This is a genomic window from Candidatus Pelagibacter sp. Uisw_136 (assembly GCF_047720275.1).
Classification (GTDB): domain Bacteria; phylum Pseudomonadota; class Alphaproteobacteria; order Pelagibacterales; family Pelagibacteraceae; genus Pelagibacter.
Map to the genome: position 1 here is coordinate 963,364 of NZ_CP159812.1, position 20,809 is coordinate 984,172.

At 30.5% G+C, this 20,809-nt stretch carries 22 protein-coding genes; 4 read left to right on the plus strand and 18 right to left on the minus strand.

Annotation, left to right across the window (positions count from 1 at the left end; genetic code table 11):
* Nucleotides 1–4: 4 nt before the first annotated feature.
* From ABXT53_RS05225 to ABXT53_RS05240, 4 genes are all read left to right on the plus strand, one after another.
* Complete coding sequence (locus ABXT53_RS05225) at nt 5–787, plus strand: alpha/beta fold hydrolase (RefSeq protein WP_415290094.1); 783 nt, start codon at nt 5–7, stop codon at nt 785–787.
* Nucleotides 788–2,269 carry an aldehyde dehydrogenase gene (locus ABXT53_RS05230; protein WP_415290095.1) on the plus strand — a complete coding sequence of 494 codons (1,482 nt, stop codon included), beginning with the start codon at nt 788–790 and terminating at the stop codon, nt 2,267–2,269.
* Between the two features lie 4 nt (nt 2,270–2,273).
* Entirely contained in the window at nt 2,274–3,131 is an 858-nt protein-coding gene (locus ABXT53_RS05235) for a DMT family transporter (RefSeq protein ID WP_415290097.1), read from the plus strand.
* Nucleotides 3,132–3,207: 76 nt separating this feature from the next.
* Nucleotides 3,208–4,392, plus strand: a complete 1,185-nt coding sequence (locus tag ABXT53_RS05240; protein ID WP_415290099.1) for an ABC transporter substrate-binding protein — start codon at nt 3,208–3,210, stop codon at nt 4,390–4,392.
* A 133-nt stretch (nt 4,393–4,525) separates the two neighbouring features.
* Here the strand turns inward: ABXT53_RS05240 and ABXT53_RS05245 are convergent, their stop codons facing one another.
* The 18 genes from ABXT53_RS05245 to ABXT53_RS05330 form a co-directional block, all read right to left on the minus strand.
* Nucleotides 4,526–4,711, minus strand: coding sequence for a DegT/DnrJ/EryC1/StrS family aminotransferase (locus ABXT53_RS05245; protein ID WP_415291309.1), 186 nt, complete (start codon nt 4,709–4,711; stop codon nt 4,526–4,528).
* A 224-nt stretch (nt 4,712–4,935) separates the two neighbouring features.
* Nucleotides 4,936–6,033 carry a DegT/DnrJ/EryC1/StrS family aminotransferase gene (locus ABXT53_RS05250; RefSeq protein WP_415290101.1) on the minus strand — a complete coding sequence of 366 codons (1,098 nt, stop codon included), beginning with the start codon at nt 6,031–6,033 and terminating at the stop codon, nt 4,936–4,938.
* 4 nt (nt 6,034–6,037) lie between these two features.
* Entirely contained in the window at nt 6,038–7,018 is a 981-nt protein-coding gene (locus ABXT53_RS05255; protein WP_415290103.1) for an NAD-dependent epimerase/dehydratase family protein, read from the minus strand.
* 105 nt (nt 7,019–7,123) lie between these two features.
* The gene (locus tag ABXT53_RS05260; RefSeq protein ID WP_415290105.1) at nt 7,124–8,644 is read right to left on the minus strand and encodes a PfkB family carbohydrate kinase; all 1,521 of its coding nucleotides are present in this window, start codon (nt 8,642–8,644) and stop codon (nt 7,124–7,126) included.
* A gap of 49 nt (nt 8,645–8,693) precedes the next feature.
* Nucleotides 8,694–9,446, minus strand: a complete 753-nt coding sequence (locus ABXT53_RS05265) for a sulfite exporter TauE/SafE family protein (RefSeq protein WP_415290107.1) — start codon at nt 9,444–9,446, stop codon at nt 8,694–8,696.
* Nucleotide 9,447: 1 nt separating this feature from the next.
* Nucleotides 9,448–10,611, minus strand: a complete 1,164-nt coding sequence (locus tag ABXT53_RS05270) for an MFS transporter (RefSeq protein ID WP_415290108.1) — start codon at nt 10,609–10,611, stop codon at nt 9,448–9,450.
* Nucleotides 10,612–10,686: 75 nt separating this feature from the next.
* The gene (locus ABXT53_RS05275; protein WP_415291310.1) at nt 10,687–12,018 is read right to left on the minus strand and encodes a branched-chain amino acid ABC transporter permease; all 1,332 of its coding nucleotides are present in this window, start codon (nt 12,016–12,018) and stop codon (nt 10,687–10,689) included.
* A 35-nt stretch (nt 12,019–12,053) separates the two neighbouring features.
* Nucleotides 12,054–13,064, minus strand: a complete 1,011-nt coding sequence (locus ABXT53_RS05280; protein ID WP_415277937.1) for a branched-chain amino acid ABC transporter permease — start codon at nt 13,062–13,064, stop codon at nt 12,054–12,056.
* A gap of 1 nt (nt 13,065) precedes the next feature.
* Nucleotides 13,066–13,773, minus strand: a complete 708-nt coding sequence (locus ABXT53_RS05285) for an ABC transporter ATP-binding protein (RefSeq protein ID WP_415290109.1) — start codon at nt 13,771–13,773, stop codon at nt 13,066–13,068.
* Complete coding sequence (locus ABXT53_RS05290) at nt 13,773–14,567, minus strand: ABC transporter ATP-binding protein (protein ID WP_415277939.1); 795 nt, start codon at nt 14,565–14,567, stop codon at nt 13,773–13,775. Before ABXT53_RS05290 ends, ABXT53_RS05285 begins: the two co-directional genes overlap by 1 nt.
* Nucleotides 14,568–14,573: 6 nt before the next feature.
* Nucleotides 14,574–15,341 (minus strand): pyrroline-5-carboxylate reductase, encoded by a 768-nt coding sequence (locus ABXT53_RS05295; RefSeq protein ID WP_415290110.1) that lies wholly within the window; start codon nt 15,339–15,341, stop codon nt 14,574–14,576.
* A 32-nt stretch (nt 15,342–15,373) separates the two neighbouring features.
* Nucleotides 15,374–16,285: a glutarate dioxygenase GlaH gene (gene glaH, locus ABXT53_RS05300; protein WP_415290111.1), complete on the minus strand. Its 912-nt coding sequence runs from the start codon at nt 16,283–16,285 to the stop codon at nt 15,374–15,376.
* On the minus strand, nt 16,285–16,608 hold the full coding sequence (locus ABXT53_RS05305; protein WP_415286010.1) for an AzlD domain-containing protein: 324 nt from the start codon (nt 16,606–16,608) through the stop codon (nt 16,285–16,287). The genes glaH and ABXT53_RS05305 overlap by 1 nt, the downstream gene beginning before the upstream one ends.
* Nucleotides 16,598–17,302, minus strand: coding sequence for an AzlC family ABC transporter permease (locus ABXT53_RS05310; RefSeq protein ID WP_415290112.1), 705 nt, complete (start codon nt 17,300–17,302; stop codon nt 16,598–16,600). Before ABXT53_RS05310 ends, ABXT53_RS05305 begins: the two co-directional genes overlap by 11 nt.
* A complete protein-coding gene (locus ABXT53_RS05315) occupies nt 17,302–18,087 on the minus strand; it encodes an ABC transporter ATP-binding protein (RefSeq protein ID WP_415290114.1) in 786 nt (261 codons plus the stop codon). The genes ABXT53_RS05310 and ABXT53_RS05315 overlap by 1 nt, the downstream gene beginning before the upstream one ends.
* Nucleotides 18,087–18,827, minus strand: coding sequence for an ABC transporter ATP-binding protein (locus tag ABXT53_RS05320; protein WP_415277945.1), 741 nt, complete (start codon nt 18,825–18,827; stop codon nt 18,087–18,089). The genes ABXT53_RS05315 and ABXT53_RS05320 overlap by 1 nt, the downstream gene beginning before the upstream one ends.
* The gene (locus ABXT53_RS05325; protein WP_415277946.1) at nt 18,827–19,879 is read right to left on the minus strand and encodes a branched-chain amino acid ABC transporter permease; all 1,053 of its coding nucleotides are present in this window, start codon (nt 19,877–19,879) and stop codon (nt 18,827–18,829) included. Before ABXT53_RS05325 ends, ABXT53_RS05320 begins: the two co-directional genes overlap by 1 nt.
* Nucleotides 19,879–20,772: a branched-chain amino acid ABC transporter permease gene (locus ABXT53_RS05330; protein WP_415286014.1), complete on the minus strand. Its 894-nt coding sequence runs from the start codon at nt 20,770–20,772 to the stop codon at nt 19,879–19,881. Before ABXT53_RS05330 ends, ABXT53_RS05325 begins: the two co-directional genes overlap by 1 nt.
* Between the last annotated feature and the right edge of the window lie 37 nt (nt 20,773–20,809).

Below are 20,809 nucleotides of genomic sequence, written 5' to 3' on the forward strand. Positions count from 1 at the left end.
ATTAATGCCTCACAATTTTGATCCTAATCAAAATTATCATTCATTCATTGATAATAAAACTGAGCCATTAGTTTTCGTTCATGGTGTTGGTCTAGATCAAAAAATGTGGGACTCTCAAATTAATTCCTTAAGTGATCATTCAATAATTACCTATGATTTATTAGGGCACGGAAAAACTCCTTACAATAAAGAAGAGATCACATTAAATGATTTTTCAGATCAACTAGACTATTTATTAAAGTTTTTAAAAATTGATAAAATCAATCTTGTAGGTTTCTCTTTAGGATCATTAATTGCATTAGACTTTGCGTCAAAATTTCAAGATAAATTAAAAAGCCTTACATTAATAGGAACAACATATAAAAGAACTAAAGAACAAAGAACTTTAGTCATAGAAAGATTTGAGCAAGCTAAGTTAAATAAACCTATTTCAAGACAGGCACTAAAAAGATGGTTCACAGATAAATATTTAGATAACCATCCAGAAATTTATGATCAATTTATTAAAATTTTAACAAAAGATGATGACGATCATCTAAACTTTTTAAAAGCTTACAAGCTATTTGCAAATCACCAAGATGATATTGATTTAATTAAAAATATTAAAACTAAAACTCTGGTGATGACAGGGTCAGGTGACACAGGTTCCACAGTTCAAATGTCAAAATCCTTATCCAGTGATTTAACTAATTCAAGTTTTATCGAGATAAAAAATGGAAAACATCTTTGTAGTATAGAGTGCGCAGATGATGTTAATATAAATCTTAAAAATTTTATTAATAATTAAATGACAAAAATTCAAAATTTTAAAATGTACATAGACGGTCAATGGGTTGAGTCTGAGTCTGGTAAAACTATTAAAACTTTAAACCCAGAGAATAATGAAGTTTGGGCAACTGTACCTGAAGCAGATGCAAAAGATGTAGATAAAGCAGTTAAGGCTGCACAAAAAGCTTTTGATAACTCCTGGTCTAATTTACATCCAAGAGATAGAGCTAAATATTTAAGATCTCTAGCAAACTTACTGAGAGAGAATGCTGAACATCTTGGAACTATAGAAACTATTGATACAGGAAAAATTTTTAGAGAAACTAAAACTCAAGCTAATTATATTGCTGAATACTATGATTACTTTGCAGGTCTTGCTGATAAAGTTGAAGGAACAGTCGTACCAATTGATAAACCAGACATGCAAGTAACAACCACTCGAATACCTATTGGTGTGGTTGTTGCAATCATTCCGTGGAACTCTCAAATGTTATTAACAGCTGTTAAACTTGCCCCTGCATTAGCTATGGGAAATACCGTTGTAATAAAAGCATCCGAACTTGCACCAGTAACTTTATTGGAATTTGCAAAATTAGTTGAAAAATCAGGAATACCCAAAGGAGTGGTTAACATAATCACTGGTTTAGGTGAACCTTGTGGTAAAGCTCTAACTACACATAACCTTGTGGAGAGAATTGCATTCACAGGTGGTCCAGAAACTGCCAAACATATCGTAAAAAATTCAGCTGAAAATTTATCACAAGTAAGCTTAGAACTAGGTGGAAAAAGTCCTGTTGTAGTATTTAATGATGCTGAACAAGAGAATGCACTTAATGGAATTACTGCTGGCATCTTTGGTGCAAGTGGGCAAAGCTGCATTGCAGGATCAAGACTTTATATTCAATCAAAAATTTATGATGAATTTTTAGATAAATTAGTCACCAAAGCTAAAAAGATAAAACTGGGCGCCCCGATGGATAAAGATACTCAAATGGGTCCTTTAAATAGTTTCAAACAATTAGAAAATATTGAAAGAAATATTAAAGCTACCATTGAACAAGGTGGAAAAATTAGATGTGGAGGAAAAAGATCAAATATATCTGATAAAGGCTATTATTTTCCAGCTACAATAATTGAATGTAAAAATCATAACCTACCTACTGCTGAAAATGAATTATTTGGTCCAGTATTATCTGTTATGAAATTTGATACGGAGGAAGAGGCTATTAAGTTAATGAATGATAATAAATTTGGATTATCCTCTGGGGTTTATTCAGCAAACCTTGGAAGAAGCATGAGAGTATCAAAGGCAGTGAGAGCTGGAATAGTATTTGTAAATACATATAGATTAATTTCACCTATGGCTCCCTTTGGTGGAATTAAAGATAGTGGCTACGGTAAAGAAGCTGGAATTGAATCTATCAAAGAATATACGAGAATAAAGACAACATGGTATAATTCTTCGGAAAAGCCGATGACAGATCCATTCACAATGGGTTAATTTTTTGACTACACGACATTATTTTTTAGTTTTATTTATTATGTTTATTTTTGGAAGTTCATATCCAGTGAACAAACTTGCTTTAAATACATCCTTACCACCTATGTTAGCAGGATCCTTAAGAATGTTTATACTTTTTATTTTTCTCATTCCATTTTGTAAATTTAAAATCCCAGATAAAAAATATTTTTTTCCTTTAATAGGTTTTTCATTAACTATGGGCTTTGGAGTTATACTTTTTTTAAACTTATCATTAGGTAAGGCAACTTTAGTTGCTCCTATTATTATTGGAGCTCAACTAGCAATACCCTTTGCTATTCTTGTAAGCTCAATTTTTCTTGGTGAAAAAGTTAGTACGAAACAGTGGATACTAATACTTATTTCTTTTTTTGGAATTTTTCTAATTGGTTATGACCCAAATTTAAAAGGAGAAATTTATGCACTTTTTTTATGTGGCATTTCTGCTTTTTTTTATGGGATTGCAAATGTATTATCAAGGTACATCAAAGAAGTTGATGTAAAGTTTTCAAATATGATTATGGGATTTACAGGCTTTATTACCATCTTAATATTTTCAATTTTCACTGAAGGAAATACAATTAATCATTTAAAAGATATTAATATAAACACGTGGTTTCTTTTGCTTCATAATGGAGTAATTGTTTCAGTTATTGCTCATACTTCTTTATTTTATCTCTATAAATTTTATTCAGTTAATAAAGTTATGCCCTTCTATTCTCTATTTCCAATATTTGGTTTAATTCTAACTTTCTTAATTTTTGGAGAAATTCCTACGATATTAAGTACTATTGGTGGGGCTATTGTGATTATTTCAGTCTATCAGCTTCAAAAAATAAGATAATTTATCCATTGAATTATTAGATTAATCGTAATTTAATTAACTTTTTATAAATTATTAACAATCAAAGAGGAAAATAATGAAAAAACTATTTATTGCTGCATTTATATTCGTTTCTACTTTTACAACGAATACATTCGCAGAAGTTAAGATGGGAATCATCCTAGGATTTACTGGTCCTATTGAATCTCTAACACCAGCTATGGCTGCATCTGCAGAGCTTGCATTTAAAGAAGCTTCTGATTCAGGCTCACTATTAGATGGAGAAACTATTTCAGTAGTAAGAGCAGACTCAACTTGTGTTGATTCAGCAGCAGCAACAGCAGCAGCAGAAGGTGTTATTGCACAAGGTGTTGCAGCAATTATGGGTGCTGACTGTTCAGGTGTAACTGGTGCTATCGCATCTAATGTTGCGGTACCAAATGGTGTAGTAATGATTTCACCATCAGCAACTTCGCCAGGACTAACAGCTTTAGATGATAAGGGTTTCTTTTTTAGAACAGCCCCATCTGATGCTAGAGGTGGTCAGATTTTAGCTAATATTACTAAAGATAGAAAAATCAAAAGTGTTGCAATTACTTACACTAACAATGACTATGGAAAAGGTTTAGCTGATGTTTATGCAGCAGCTGTAAAAGCTCATGGTATTAAAGTAACAATTATATCTGCTCATGAAGATGGAAAAGCTGATTACTCATCTGAAGTAGCTACTTTAGCGTCAGCAGGTGGTGATGCAGTAGCAGTAATTGGTTACCTAGACCAAGGTGGAAAAGGAATTATTCAAGGTTCTTTAGACTCTGGTGCATTTGATAAATTTATTTTATCTGATGGTATGATCGGTGACTCGTTAACTGATGCTTTTGGAAAAGATTTAAATAAATCTTTTGGTTCAATGCCTGGTTCAATGAATGAAAAAACAGCAGGTACTTTTGCGTCTGTTGCTAAAGCAGCCGGTATCGACTCATCTGGACCTTACACTGGTGAATCTTATGATGCAGCAGCTTTAATCATTCTTGCAATGCAAGCAGGTGGATCAGCTGATAGAGCTTCTATTGCTAAGAATGTAATGGATGTCGCTAATGGTCCTGGAACTAAAATTTATCCAGGTGAACTTAAAAAGGGTTTAGATTTACTAGCTAAAGGTAAAAAAATTGACTACGAGGGTGCAACTGGAGTTTCTTTTACTAGCGTTGGTGAAGCTGAAGGTTCTTTCTTAGAGAAAGAAATCAAAGGCGGAAAATTTAAAAATAAGAAACAAAGATAGTTAAATTTAAATTCAAAACCCCAATAATTTATTTATTGGGGTTTTGTCATAAAATATCAATTTAATTTTAAAAAATAACTTGAGTTATTTAAGTTTATCTTCTCTATTTTAAATCATACAAAAAGACTTACTGTTAATGAAGTTTGGTGAAATTATTAACTAATTTACAAATTTTAACTATTTCATTCTTTTTTAAATCCTGGTGTATAGGTAATGTTACAATTCTTTTACTTTGAACTTCTGTCACTGGGAAATCACTTTTTACATAACCAAGTTTTTTTGCTGCTGGCTGAAGATGGATTGGAACAGGGCACTGTATGGATGAATTTACTCAATTTTTAACTAAATATTTTTTAAGTTTATCTCTATTTTTAATCTGAATTACGAAAGTGTGATAAGAATTAAATTCTTTTTTTGCTCTAAAGGGAAAAAAATTTTACCTGTTAAGTTTTCTTTATAAATTTAAAACTTTCTTCTTCTTTGTAAAATTACTTCCTGTAAATTATCCATTCTAGATTAATAGTAGAGAGCATAAGTTTAGATCTATTTGTAGAAATTTCTAACAGTTGAAATAATATAGTCTTGTTCTTTTTTGCTAAGATGTTGATCGCAAGGGAAACTTATTATTGATTTTGCATGTCTCTCACTAACAGGAAAATCACTTTTTTTATGTTTTAAAAAGTTCATAGCTGGCTGTCTATACATTGGAATTGGATAATGCACTTTAGCTTCTATCCCTTTTTTTAAACAATATTTCAAAAGCTCATCTCTATTTTCTGCAAATACAATATATAAATGATATACGATCTTAAAATTTTTAATTCTTGGTGGAATAGATATTTCCTTAATTTTTTCTAGATTTTTATCAAAATACTTTGCATTTCTGATTCTTTGATTGGCTATTTTTGTGGCACTTGGTATTATCCAATTTCCCACAACAGCCTGAAATGTATCTAGTCTAGAATTATAACCACAAATTCTAACATTATCTCTATCAACTAACCCATGATTTCTTAAGAGTTTTAAGTGTTCATAGTATTTTTTATTACTTGTTACAATAACTCCACCATCTGACCAAACATTTATATTTTTTAAAGGATGTAAAGAGAATGCACCAAAATCACTCCATGTTCCTGAATTTTTTTTATTTATTGATGCTAATATTGATTGGCAAGCATCTTCGACGATAGGAATATTATATTTTTTTGCAATTTTATTTAGTTTAATCATGTTTGTCATATATCCAGTAAAATGGACAGGCACAATTGCTTTAGTTTTTTTAGTTATTTTTTCCTCTACTAAATCTGTATTCATGCAAAAACTGTCATCACAATCAACAAAGATAGGAATTGCTCCTAATTCACAAATAGCTCCAACTGTTGCTACAAATGTATTTGCTGCTGTTATTACCTCATCGCCAGACTTAATTCCTATAACTTTTAAACTTAATTTAATTGCATCTGTACCTGAATTTACACCAACAGCATATTTTGTGCCTATAAGTTTTGCAAACTTTTTTTCAAATTCTTGTAATGGTTTACCTAGAGTAAAATCTCCAGTATCAACAAAGTCTTTGAGTTTTTTCCACAAATCAGGAGAATTACCAAACTGTTGCTTTAAATATGAATACCTAACCTTCATTTTTTTATTTGAGTTTTATTTCCTGCATTTTTTTTATATTAAAATACCTTGAGTCATCTAATGAGTTTGGTAATTTTTCTTCTTCAAATGCTTTTTTTAAATCTTTTATTGCATCTTTAATTGTATGCTGTGGTTTAAAATTGAGATATTTTTTTATTTTTTCGGACGAAACATGATACGACCTATTATCATCAGTCGGCAATGTTTCGATCTCTATATCATCACCTATCACCTCTTTTACAGTTAATGCAATATCATTTACAGTAAAATTATCATATCCTGCATTAAATATTTCTCCATTAACTAAATCTTTATCAGCTTTTATAACTTCTAGATAAACATTTACCATGTCCTGAATATGTATATTGGGTCTCAATTGGTCACCACCAAAAACTTTTATCTTTCTTTTATTAAATGCTAAATTAGTTAGTATGTTTACGACTACATCTAATCTTTGTCTTTTAGCATAACCACAAACAGTGGCCGGCCTAATTATGACTGTTTCAAATTCACTACTAGTAAACTCACTTAAAATTTTTTCACATTCTACTTTAAATTTTGAGTAATCAGTTAAAGGTTCTAAAGCTAGTGTTTCAATCACATTTTTTTCTTTTTTGATACCGTATACTGAAGAAGATGATGCATAAATAAATCTTTTAATCTTTAGATCTCTAGATAGTTTGACTAAAGGTTTAAAACTATCAAGGTTTATAGATTTTCCTAATTCTGGGTTAAGTTCAAAACTTGGATCATTAGATATACATGCTAAGTGTATAACATAATCAAACCCTTTAAGATAAACTTCTAATAGATCTATATTTCTAACATCACCTTTGATTGTTATAAGGTTTGGGTCTTTTTCTAGTACATCTTCACCATATATGAATAAATCATAAACAGTAACATGATAACCGGATTCTAACATTTTAGGGACTAAAGCTGAACCGACGTATCCTCCACCACCAATTATAAAAACTTTTTTCATTATAGGATTAAAATTATATTAATAATATTTATTTATAAACTAAATTGTATATATAAATATATTTGGATTGATAGTCATAAAATCTAAAAATAATAATTAATTTTCTTATTTTAATGAAAATTCTAAATGTCTCAAAAAGTTTTTTTTGTTAAGTGAGGAACTGTTAGCAATAGTTTCGACGGAGAAGGCACCAGCAAAAGATCCAAGTAATAAAGATAAATCTTTTGGAGCATTAACCTTAATTAACATTGAAATCATAGATAGCATGGCATCTCCGGCACCAACTTTATCAATTATATTATTTGCGTAAGCTGGGCTTTTAAAAATTTCTTTATCGTTTTTATCAATAAGTAGTGCTCCATTTTTTCCTCTAGTAACTACCAAATTCTTTGAGTTAATAGTTTTAAATAGTTTTTTTGATAATGATGTAATTTCTTCATTTTTATTTCTCATTTCATGACGAAGTTCAGTTTCATTTATAATTGTAGCATTAATGGAGCTATATTTTTTTAAGGTATGATAACCAATATTAGCAGCATTAACCTGGGCATTAAGTGTAACAAATTTTTTAGCAGAACTAATTTTTTTAGCAGTTTTTTTAGATATAAAACCATGCCCATAATCTGAAATAACAATCAAATCAAATTTTTTCAAATTTTTTTCAATATATTTCGTAATTTTAAGATCATCTTTAATGGAAATATTTTCATCATTTATAGAGTAAATTCCAAAAATTTTATTTTTAGTTATATTGTCTAAAAATCTTTTTTTTAAGATTGTTGGACTATTTTTTTTCATAAAGAAATTAGATTCAATATTCTTTTTTAAATTTTTTTTTATAAAACCATAAAATTCTTTATTTTCACCAATAACACTTATTAATTTAACTTTTTTTACAAAGTCACTCACATGATTGGCGATTGCAGCTGCTCCACCTAAATAGTTTTTTGAGTAAATATCCTTAAATGCTAAATAAGGTTCTTTGCCAGATTTTCCAAGTGCTTCACAAAAATTATATTGATCTATAATTGTTTCACCAATAATCAAAACTTTCAAATTATCTATTTTTTTAAATATTTTATTAATGAAATCTAGGGAATATTTTTTTGAAATTTTATTTAAGAATTTTTTTTGCTCAATATTAAAAGACAAATTATTATTTATTATTTTACTAGAGCTAAAAGTTTCTACATCTGTATAAATAATTTTTCCACCATTTTTTTTAACTATATTTTTTTCTAAATTTATTCTTCCCGTTGAATCTTGTTTGGAGTTTTTATAATCCTGACCTTTTACATAAAAATCTGGTTTAATTTTTTTTAATATTTCAATTCCACTGGGATAGTTACTTAAACAGACATAGTCAACACACTCTAAACTTGAAAGCAATTCCATTCTATAATTTTGTTTAAAGACAGGTCTACCAGAGCCCTTATTTACAAATTTATCTGCTGTGACACTAACTATTAATTTATCTCCTTTTTTTTTTGCTTCAATAAAATGTTTAACATGACCCAAATGCAATATGTCAAAAACTCCATGACATTGTACTATTTTTTCTTTCTTTTTTTTAATCTCTGAAATTTTATTTACAAGATCATTATAATTAATTATTTTATTATTCATTAAGGTACTTTAAATCAATTTATCTAATACTTGCAATTTTTTTTTATATTTATAAAATATTGATTATTCCTACTATTGAAATAATAATTAAAAAATAAAATACTACTTTTCTGTATGTCTTTTCTTTACTTTTAACAAAAAATTTATTTCCAATAAAAACACCTAAAGGTAAAATAGGTATCAATATAAGTGTTCTATAGATTGCAGTTAAGTCAACAATACCTACAAAATAACTCAAGACAAATGCATAAATATCTGTTAAAAAAAATATTGCTGCTAATGATCCTCTTATGACAATTGGTTTTACTCTAATCACAAGTAGAAAAAGAGAAACTGGCATTCCACCTAATGTACCAAAACCATTTACAATTCCAGATACACTCCCAGTTAAAATTTTAAAAGGTAAATTATTAATTTTTTTGTTTGAGTACCCTCTTATTTGCAAAATAACAAAAAAAATAACAATTCCACAAATTGAAAGATGTGTAATGCTTGGTGATAAAAATTTTAATAGATAAAGTCCAATTGGGGTGCCTATTATTATTCCTATCAATAATTGAAATACAAATTTCCAATCTATCTTAGTCCAAATATAAGGAACCATAAAAATACTTACTAAAACTTCAAGAATCAAAATTATTGGAACAATCTCAATAGTTGGTAAAATAAATGATATCAGCGATATGCATGTTGCAGAAAAACCAAAGCCATTAAAACCTCTTATTATTGAAGCGATAAATACCGTAAAAATTATAAAGGATACTTCGATTAAACTAAGCTGAAAGTAAGACAAAAGACCCATTTTATTTTTTTTCTCTAAAATCTGCTCTTAATGTTGATAAAACGATTAGAACTAAAAAAGGTATACAAATTAAATTCATCATTTTCCAGCTTGTTAGGCTTAGTAAAACTCCAGCTGATAAACTAGCAGTTGCCTGAATTGTAAAAACAATTAAATCATTAAAACCTTGAGCTTTAAATTTTTCATCTTCTTTATACGATAAAACTAATAAACTTGTTCCTGATATGAATAAAAAATTCCATCCAAACCCTAAGAATACTAAAGCGATCAAATAATTAATAAAATTCTGTTCAAAGAAACTGGTTAAAATTGTTATTAAAAATAAAATAACACCTGCATACATTATTGTACTGTGTCCATATTTTTTAATTAAATTACCTGTTATTAATGATGGTAAAAACATTGCTGCAATATGTAATTGAATTACAAATCCTGTATTAGTTAAGCTTATTTTTTCCATAACATGCATACTTATTGGTGTTGCTGTCATTAAAAATGCCATTATAGCATAAGCGAATGCTGATGAAATTATTGCTTGTAAGAACCTTGGTTGAGAAATTAATTCTGTGTAGCTACGGCTAGATTTTATTAATACTTTACTTGATTTACTTTCATTTTTATAAAATGTTAAAAATATTGTGGAGCTTAAAGTTAATAAAGCAAGAGTTATATATGATCCTGCATAAAGATGTTCTGCAATAATTTCTTTAGCAAGGTTAGCAACATTAGGTCCAATAAAAGCTGAAGCTATTCCAGCTAATAAAATTATCGATATAGCCTTTGGAGCCATATCCTTTTTTACTGTTTCAACAGCTGCAAAACGGTACTGATGACCAAATGCAAGTCCAGTTCCAAGTAAAAAGCATGCCACACTAAACAAAATAAAACTTTGATTAATTATTGAATAAGCAGCCAAGAGTGATGAAAGCGAACTTCCAATAGATGCGTATATAAAACCTGCCTTACGACCTATTATGCTCATAATTTTAGCAGCAAAAATTGTAGAAACTGCAACACCTACAATTGATAAGGACATTGGCAATGTTGCTAATGATTTTACTGGACTAAACTGAGAGCCTATTATTCCACTTAAAAAAACTGTTACAGGTGCAGCTGTAAAAGCAAAAACCTGACTTAAAATCAGCAACCATAAATTTTTGTTCATTAAAAAAAATATTTATCACCAATGTACATAGCCCATGCTATTGCAGCTCCAAGTATAATATATTTCATAATAAATTTATTTTATTTCGATTTTCTCAGGAAGTATACCTTTGGGACGATATCTCATGATTAATAAAAGTCCCATTCCCATCATTAGATACCTAAAGTATGGAACACTTTCAATTAAATGAAGTTTTAATGAATGTGTATCTGCTAAACCAGCTGTAAATAGATTAATTAAGAATAATGCTATTGGCGCTGCCTCAATCCATAGAAACCAGACTGCAAAACCACCTAAAATTGCTCCAAAATTGTTTCCACTTCCTCCAACAATAACCATAACCCAAATTAAAAAAGTATACCTCATAGGCTGGTAACTACCTGGTGTAAATAAACCATCTTGAGTAACTAACATGGCACCAGCAATTCCAACTATAGCTGAGCCTAAAATAAAAATTAATAAGTGTTGTTTAACAACATTTTTTCCCATTGCGTTAGCAGCTTCTTCATTATCTCTTATCGCACGCATCATTCTTCCCCATGGGGAGTAAAGAGCTTTTTGAGTAACTATTAATAAAGCTATAACAACAATTAAGAACAACCCTGAATAACAAAGTTTTACAAAAACTGATGATCCCTCAATTACTAATTGATTAAGGGCTGCCTGTTTATCAGATATACTTGCAATTAAATCTAATTTACCAGAATTAAAATTTGCAACTAGATTTATAAACCATTCTTTAGTTTGGAGTTCAATTTCATAAGGTACTGGTCGATCCAGTCCAATTACATTCTTAACTCCTCTTGTTAACCAGTCTTCATGTTTAATGATGGCTATAACTATTTCTGAAATAAGTAGTGTTGCAATAGCTAAATAATCAGCACGTAACCCAAGTGCAACTTTTCCAACTACAAAAGCTAGACCTCCAGCAAAAAAAGCACCTACGATCCAAGAGAGCATAATTGGCAATCCTAATCCACCAAGAAATCCTGTTGTTGCTGGATTAACACTTTCAATAGCTTCAATACTTGACTCTGATGTTATTCTTATAATGATAATTCCAGCAATAATAATTGCTGCAATACCATAAGTTCTAATTTTTGATTTTTCAAAATATTTTAATACAAAACGAATTGCAAATATCATCGCTACTATTAACCATAAACACATTAGAATACTAAAACCACCTGCAACCCATGCTTCTTGTACGGGTTCAGCTGATATTAGAACTGCAGCCAATCCACCTAATGCTGCATAACCCATGAGACCAAAATTAATTAAACCTGCATATCCCCATTGAATATTTGCACCCATAGTCATCACTGCAGAAATCAAACACATATTAAAAATGGATAGAGCAACATTCCATGATTGAAATATTCCGACTAAGATAATTAAACCCATCATTATTGTGTAGGCTGTAATTACGTTTGAGTACTTTCTCACAATACCTTCCCTTTAAATATTCCATTTGGTCTATAAAGCAAAACAATCACCAATATAGAGAATGATACAGCAAATTTATAATCAGTAGATAATAGTTGCACTAATGTTTCTGGTTCCATACTTGCTGGTAAAATATACATAAAGAATTTTTTATAAGCATAGGTCAAGAATATTTCTGAAAAAGCTATGACATACCCTCCTAAAAATGCTCCAAACGGGTTTCCAATGCCTCCAACAATTGCAGCAGCAAAAATTGGCAGCATGTTATTAAAATAAGTAAATGGCTTAAAGCTTTTGTCCAAACCATACAAAGCTCCACCAATTGTTGCCAAAATACCCGCAATAATCCATGTAATCATGACTACTCTTTTGGGGTCAATTCCAGATAATAAAGCTAGGTCTTCGTTGTCTGAGTAAGCACGCATACTTTTTCCTGTTTTAGTCTTATTTAAGAACCAAAATAGAATTGAAACCAATACAATTGTTACAAATATAGTTATTACCTGACTAGATTTAATAGCCAAACCCTCATTAAGTCCTGTCATCTCTTTAAATTCTCTAGCTTTAATAATAAATCTTTCTCCATCAAAAAACCTTCTGTCAGATGGCCCAATTATTATTCTAACTACAGCTTGTGTTACAAACATTACACCAATACTAACCATTGCAAGTTGAACTGGTGGGCTTTTTTGAACTCTATAATATCTAAAAACAAATTTATCAACTAAGAGCATGTACCCAATTGTTAAAACAATTGCAAAAGGGATGGCAAGTAATGCTGTAGGTAAAACCCCTAAAGAAATTCCAAGTGATTGGAAATACCAAGTAAACAATATTGTAACCATTGTACCAAAAGCCATCATGTCTCCAGTTGCAAAGTTTGCAAACCGTAGAATTCCATAAATTAAAGTTACAAATATTGCACCTAGTGCTAGTTGCGAGCCATACGTAAGAGCTGGCATAAAAATGTAATTTAATAGTAATATAATTGCGTTTAAAAAATCCATACTATCCACCTAAAAAAGAGCTTCTTACTCTTGGGTCGTTTAATAATTCTTTTCCTGTTCCTGAATATTTATTTTCACCAGTAACTAATACATATCCTCGATCAGAAATATTAAGTGCTTGCTTAGCATTTTGCTCAACCATTAAAATTGCAACATTAGTTCTTTTTACTTTAATTATATGATCAAATAATTCATCCATTACAATTGGAGAAACTCCAGCTGTAGGTTCATCTAACATTAACACAGATGGTTTTATCATTAATGCTCTGCCAAGGGCTACTTGTTGTCTTTGACCTCCTGATAGTTCACCAACTAACTGATTTCTTTTTTCTCTAAGTATTGGAAACAGTTCATAAATTTCTTCTATTATATTTTGATAATTATCATCTCTTAAGTAAGCCCCCATCTCTAAATTTTCTTCAACACTCATTCCAGAAAATACATTTTTTGTCTGTGGAACAAATGAAATACCCTCTCTCACCCTATCTTGTGGTGAAAGTTTTGAAATATCTTTTCCATCAATTATAACTGAGCCTGATTTTAAGCTTAAAAGACCTAGCATTGCTTTCATGGCTGTTGATTTACCTGCACCATTGGGTCCAAGAATTGAAACTATCTCTCCTCTATTCACATCAACTGAACAAGAATTAATGATATCAGGTCCATTACCATAACCACCTGTCATTTTTAAGCCTTCAAAAAAAGCCATTAATTTTCATCCTTTATTTTTGATCCTCTGCCTAAATAACTTTCTATAACCTTTTCATCTTTCTTAGCTTCTTCAGCAGTACCCTCAAATAAAACTGACCCTTCTGCCATAACAATAACAGGGTTACACAATCTACTTATAAACTCCATATCATGTTCGATCATACAAAATGTGTACCCCTCTTCCTTATTTAACTTAAGAATTGCAGTGCCTAGATCCTTAAGTAGTGTTCTATTAACACCAGCCCCTACTTCATCTAGTAATACTAATTTTGCATCAACCATCATAGTTCGTCCAAGTTCTAATAATTTTTTCTGCCCACCTGATAAATTTCCAGCTAATTCATTTGATAGATGTGTCAGATTTAAAAAATCAACTACATCCTGAGCCTTTTGTTTTACAGCAAGTTCTTCAGTTCTAACTAAACTTGGTTTTAGTAAGGCTGTCATTAATTTTTCACCTGATTGGTTTGCTGGAACCATCATTAAATTTTCAAGCACAGAAAGATTAGTAAACTCATGTGCTATTTGAAAAGTTCTTAATATTCCTTTTGAAAACAATTCATATGAAGGAACGTCTGTTACATCTTCGTCATAAAATAAAACTTTGCCACTTGAAGCTTTCAAATTTCCTGCTATTAAATTAAATAAAGTAGTTTTGCCCGATCCATTAGGTCCTATGATACCTGTAATAGATCCTTCTTTAATTTTTAAAGAACAATCTGAAACTGCAGCTAACCCTCCAAAATATTTAGATAGGTTTTCAATTTGTAATATATTCTGTTCTTGATCCATGAAATTTTATTTATTTAATCTTTTATGTATACTATTGAGAGTTTTCTCTAAAGATTTATAAAAACCTGCTTTTGTTAGCTCTTTAACCCCTTGTTCATTCAAACCTTTTGGTGTTTGAGATTCTTTTACTAAATATTTTAAATCTTTTTTAGAATTCACAACTGCATCTTCTGATAATGCTAAAAATAAAGATGTTATATATTTTTGTGCATCATTTCGCTTAACTCCTCTTTTAACCAACCAGTCAGTTATCACTCTTAACAGTTCATAAAATGGAGCCATCATTCCTGATGTTGACCAGAAATTAATTGAAGATTTTTCATTTTTAATTTCAACTGTTGTGCCAATTTTATTAAAAAAATCTTTTACTTTTTTATTAGGTGGACAAATTGGTACTGGTCCTTTTTTTAAAGATATAGGGGGTAGTGGTATCGCTCTTACAATTTTTGCTTTAACTTTAACTGCTTTTTTGAGTTGAGCCAAAGTAATTGTTGATATGAAACTAATTATAATTTGACTTGATCTAAATTTTAAATCTTTAATAATTTTTTCACCTACAGTTGGTGTCACAGATAAAAAAATCCAGTCACATGTATTAACTATTTCCTGATTATCTTTACTAATACTTATTTTTTTAAATTTCTTTTTTAAGCTCTGAGCTATAGATTTATTTCTATGGGAAATAATTATTTTTTTATATGAAATATTAGAGCTGCAAATACCTGTAACTACAGCCGATGTAATTTTACCTGTTCCTATAAAGCCTAATTTCATAAATATAGTTACTTTATAGTGATATTGGTGAATTAATTAATAAAAAAAGAACCTCTAATTCTCAACAGTTCTCTACTTAAATCTTTATTCTCTTTGAAAGGTTTTCTTCCATGTAGCCAAAAATAATTATTAGCTACAATGCTTGACCCAGGTGCTAGTTTAGTGATTACTTTATTCTTACTCTCCTCCAAACCATCTGATAACTTTTGTAAGAAAATTCCTTGATCCATATTTTTTGGCTCAGGGAATTGATCAATATAAGAAATTTTTGGCTTACCCTTATCATCTGTTGTAAAAACTGGATGTTCAACTTTATATTCTATATTTTTACTTTTAGGGGAACCCCAAACAAAATCTTTTCTTCCAACTGGATCATTAAATAAATCTTCACAATGTTCCCAGTCGTCAAGATGAAGCATTGCTGTTTCTCCACCCTGCACATTTTGTTCTTCAATTTTAGTCATAAGTAGCCAATCTGTGGTCTCCTTAACATATGTTCCGTCTGTATGAAGATCCATATTTGTGTAGGCTTTTCTCAAATACGAATCACTTTTATCTTCGTGCTTTACAAAAAATCTTGCATAATATTTTCCAGCCATTGCATCATGGTTTGGATTGCCAATCAAATAAGCAATTGCTGTTGATAGTTTAACTAAAAACGTATCATTAATTTTTGGACTTATATTTTTTGGACCAATTATAAAACAGCCTGTGTCTCTGTCTCTTACTATTGAATTAAGTAATTTGCTTAATTTATTAGAAGTTAAATCGTCTAAACTTTTAGCAATAGTAAATCTAGTAAATGGTTTATACTCTAAAGCAGTGATATCAAATTTGTTGAATGGAAATATCAATTTATCTAAAATTTCATCTTCAATTCTAATATCAATTATTCTTTTTGAATCTTGATGTTCGGTTATTGTTATTCCAGAGATATTTTCCATTAGAGATAATTACTTAGTACTGTCATCATGATAGCAGAAATCACAGTTGGATAAACAAAATTTCTTTTTGAAATAAAAAATATGAATAAACAAAATAAAACCACAACAATTCTACTTAGATAGCTAGCATCAGATAAAACACCTACCGGAAATATAATTGTTCTGGCTATTAATGCAGCTAGTGTTGAATAAGCAAGACAATTAAACCATCTAAATAACTTTGAAGTTTCTTTTATTCCTTCTGATGAAATTACACCCAATAATCTAGATGAAAAAGTTGCTAATGATGTAACTAAAATTGCAAGAACTACACTAGTTGACATTTAGTTCTCCTATAAAATAAGCAATAGTTCCACCAACTAACCCACCAAGTAAAATTGACCACTCAGGTGATAGAAAATAAAATATTGGCCCTAATATCAAACCTAAAATTACTGCAGCTGTAATTTGAATGGTCTTCATGGCACCAACCATCATACATAAGAAATAAATTGGGTTTAAAATTGCTAAACCCATCATCATATTTTTATCTAAATAATCTGAAGCATAAAAACCAATAAAAGTGCCTATTACTGCTGTAGTCCAGGTTGCACAACCAATTCCAATCCAGAAATCAATTCTGTGTTTTTTTTCAATACTCTTATAATTACTCTTCATTATCAACCATGCAGACACTGCTATGAAGTGACAAGAAAAATAATATTTCCACTTAGGTTGGCTTTTGTGCATCATTAATGGGAATAAAGAAACTGCCATTGGATATAATCTTGCATTAACGAACCAAACAGCCAAAAATATATTTAATAAAGATGCACCGACTAATAACGACTCTGCCATTACTAACGATCCAGGTAATGCGTAAGTAAGCATTGTTGAAAAAATACTTTCTTGAATATTAAAACCCAAATTTTTAAGAAGTGCGCCTATTGCTATAAAACAACAACCGAGTGCAAGAGCAGGACTGTCAGGAGCTAGAATTGATCTAAAACCTTTAAAGAAAAATTCTTTATTAATCATTAACCTCCAAGGAATAATCTACCAACATCAGGGTTTTTTAACAAATCATCCCCTTTGCCAGCAATCGCAGTTTGTCCAGATACTAAAACGTAACCTATATCTGCAAACTCTAATCCCTTCTTAGCATTTTGTTCTACTAAAATAATTGTTTTCTTCTCTGTTTGTTGAAGATCCCTTAAAATTTCAAAAACCATATCGATATATCTTGGCTCTAATCCAATAGATGGTTCATCAACTAGTAATACCGATGGCTTCATAACTAATGCTCTTGATATTTCTAATAATCTTCTTTCTCCACCTGATAAAACTTTAGCAGGTTGATTTCTTCTATTTCTTAATCTTTCATATTTTTCAAAAATTCTTTCTGCTTCTTCATAGGACTCGTCAGTATTTTCTTTGGAATAACCACCCATCAATAAATTTTCTTCAACAGTCATATCTGGAAAAACAGAATTATCTTGAAGTATATAAGCAATTCCACATGATGTAAGTTTTTGAGCTGGAGTTAAGTTGGTAATTTCTTTTCCATCAATTTCTATTTGTCCTGAAAAAATATTAGTAAATCCATAAATAGAATGAAGTATTGTAGATTTTCCTGCACCATTTGGTCCAATCAAACATAGTGACTGAGCCTTACTTACATTTAAATTAAAATCATGAAGTATTTCCATTTTACCATAACCAGCTGATAATTTTTTTATAGTTAAGTGGATATTATCTGGAGATAATTTTTGTAAATCTTCTGGCCCTGGTGCTTTACCTAATACATCATATTGATTTGACATTATTGTGCCCCCAGGTAAGCGTCTAGCACACGCTTATCATTTTTAATTTCATCTGGAGTTCCGTTTGCTAACATTTGACCGTGTGCTAAACAAAAAACTCTTTGTGCTAAATTCATTATTACTTTCATATTATGCTCTATAACCAGTAAGGTAATTCCATAGTCTTTATTAACACTAATTAAACGGTCAATTATTCCATTAATTAAAGTAGGGTTTATTCCAGCTGTTGGTTCATCTAATAAAAGCATTTTAGGTTCATTCATTAGTGCCATAGCAAGTTCTAGCAATTTTTGTTGCCCAAAAGAAAGATCTCCTGCTCTAAGCTTTCTTTTTTGATGAAGACCTACAAATTTTAATAACGTCTCAGCCTTATCTGTTAAATCAGATGGTATCTTTTGAAATACTGATAATATTCCATCATTCTCTGGTTTGTTACTGATTAACATGTTTTGAATACAGTTTAATTTTCCATAAATTCTAGTTTGTTGAAAAGTTCTAAGTAATCCAAGCTTTGCAACAACAGGCACTGGCAGTTCTGAAACTTCTGTACCATCAAATTTAATTGACCCATTATCAATTGGATAGGTTCCTACAATAGAATTAAATAAAGTTGTTTTACCAGATCCATTTGGACCAATTAATCCAACAATTGAACCTTGCTCAACTGACATTGAAATATCTACATTAGCTTTAACGCCACCAAAAGACTTACTTACATTTGATATGTCTAATATAGCCATTACTTTAATTCCACCTGTGCTTTTAAGTCAGCTTCATCTACAACTTCACCAAATCTTTCAGGATACTTTTCTCTTAACCATCCCATCACCCCTTCAGGAAAATAAACAACGATTACAATAATTAAAACTCCAAGAGCAACATACTGCCAGCCCAAGAAGTAAGTCCAAAAACCTTCTTTAAATAAATGAAATATAGTTGCACCAACAAGCGGTCCCCATAAAGTTCCTTTACCACCAAGGATTGCCATTAAAACCATGAACACACCAAAAGTTGGTCCAGCAAATGCAATTTCAGTTGGTTCAATGTATCCATTTATATGACCCATTAATCCTCCAGCAATTCCAACAAAGAAAGCTGACACCATCCAGCCAATAATTTTATATCTCATTGTATGAATTCCCATTGCTTCCGCTTTATCTTCATTGTCTCTTATTGCATTTAAAACTAAACCAAATCTTGTGCTGTAAGCCCACTTCAAAGTAATAAAAGTTACAACCGCAAGAGCAAAACACAAATAATATAAAAACTGAGATGATGATGCGTTAGATCCAAATCCTTTTGGCCAAACTGGAACTGTCATACCTTGACCTGCACCGATAATCTCAATTCCACCCGCAAGTTCACCTGCAGCAATTCCTAATGCTAAAGTACAAATTGCAAAGTAGTGTCCTCTTAAACCTAAAATCCCATAACCAATTACTCCTGCAATTATTGTCGGAATAATTCCTGCTAGTAATATACCAACACCAAAACCTTGAAAAAATTGAGGGATGGTATGAACAAAAGTTTTTTCTCCTCCTGCATCTGTCCACTCAGCAAGTGAAAAGAACATTGCTATTTGTGTGCTTGAAGCAACATACATTCCAACACCAAAAAATAAAATGTTTCCAAATGTGTTGTAACCCATCTGTCCACCTTGAACATCCCAAGTCATAGCCAAAACAATTAAAATATATAAAAATGATAGTTGTAGTTTATAAGCTGGAAATATGAATGCTCCAGCCAAACCAAAAATTATTAAGCCTGCGTATAGAAGTGTATTTTTATTCATTATTTTAAATACTCTCTTTTTCGAGCTAATTTAAACCTTCTATAAACCAATATAATAACTAGTAACGAGAATACTGCTGCAATTCTAAATTCTGTTCCAAGCAGATAATCTGCCCATTCTTCAAATACTCCAAGTCCCATTCCTGATATTGCAACAGCTGGTAAATTTCCAAGTCCTGCAATAATTACAATCATGAAAGATCTAACCGTGTAAGGTAGTCCCGTGTAAGGATGAAGTGTGAATGTGATTGCAATACATGCTCCTGCTATTCCACATAGTGCTGCATTAATACCAAAGGTTGCTGCATAAACTTTCTCAGTATCAACCCCTAAAATTTTTGCTGCTCTCGCGTTTTGAGCAGTTGCTCTAATTGCTCTACCTAATTTTGATTTCTTCATGTAGATGACAAGAATAATTGCAGATATCACACAAACTGCTCCTGAAAATATTTTAGCATTTGGAAGTGTTACTGAATTATTAAACAACATTGTTGTTCCAAAATTTGATTGAGCAACTACAACATCTGCACCAAATGCAAAATTCATTAGTTGTTGAGCTAAAATACTAATTCCAAATGTAGCAAGAATTGAAGTGAACAAATCTTTGTCTACTACTTTATTAATAACAAGCTTGTACATTCCCCAACCCACACAATACATAATGATTGGTGATACAATTACTCCAAAGGCTGGGTGAATTCCTGATAGATACATAAAGTATGCAATGTATCCACCCATGATTACTAATTCACCTTGAGCAATGTTTATTATATTCATTACTCCCCACTGTAATGCCATTCCGTAAGCGATTAATGCAAACAAAATACCAAGAAGTATTCCATCCATTGACGCTTGAACCATTAAAATAGGAGCTTGGAAAATTAATAAATCCATAAATTCTTTAGATGTTTATAAAAAAATGCCCCCTATT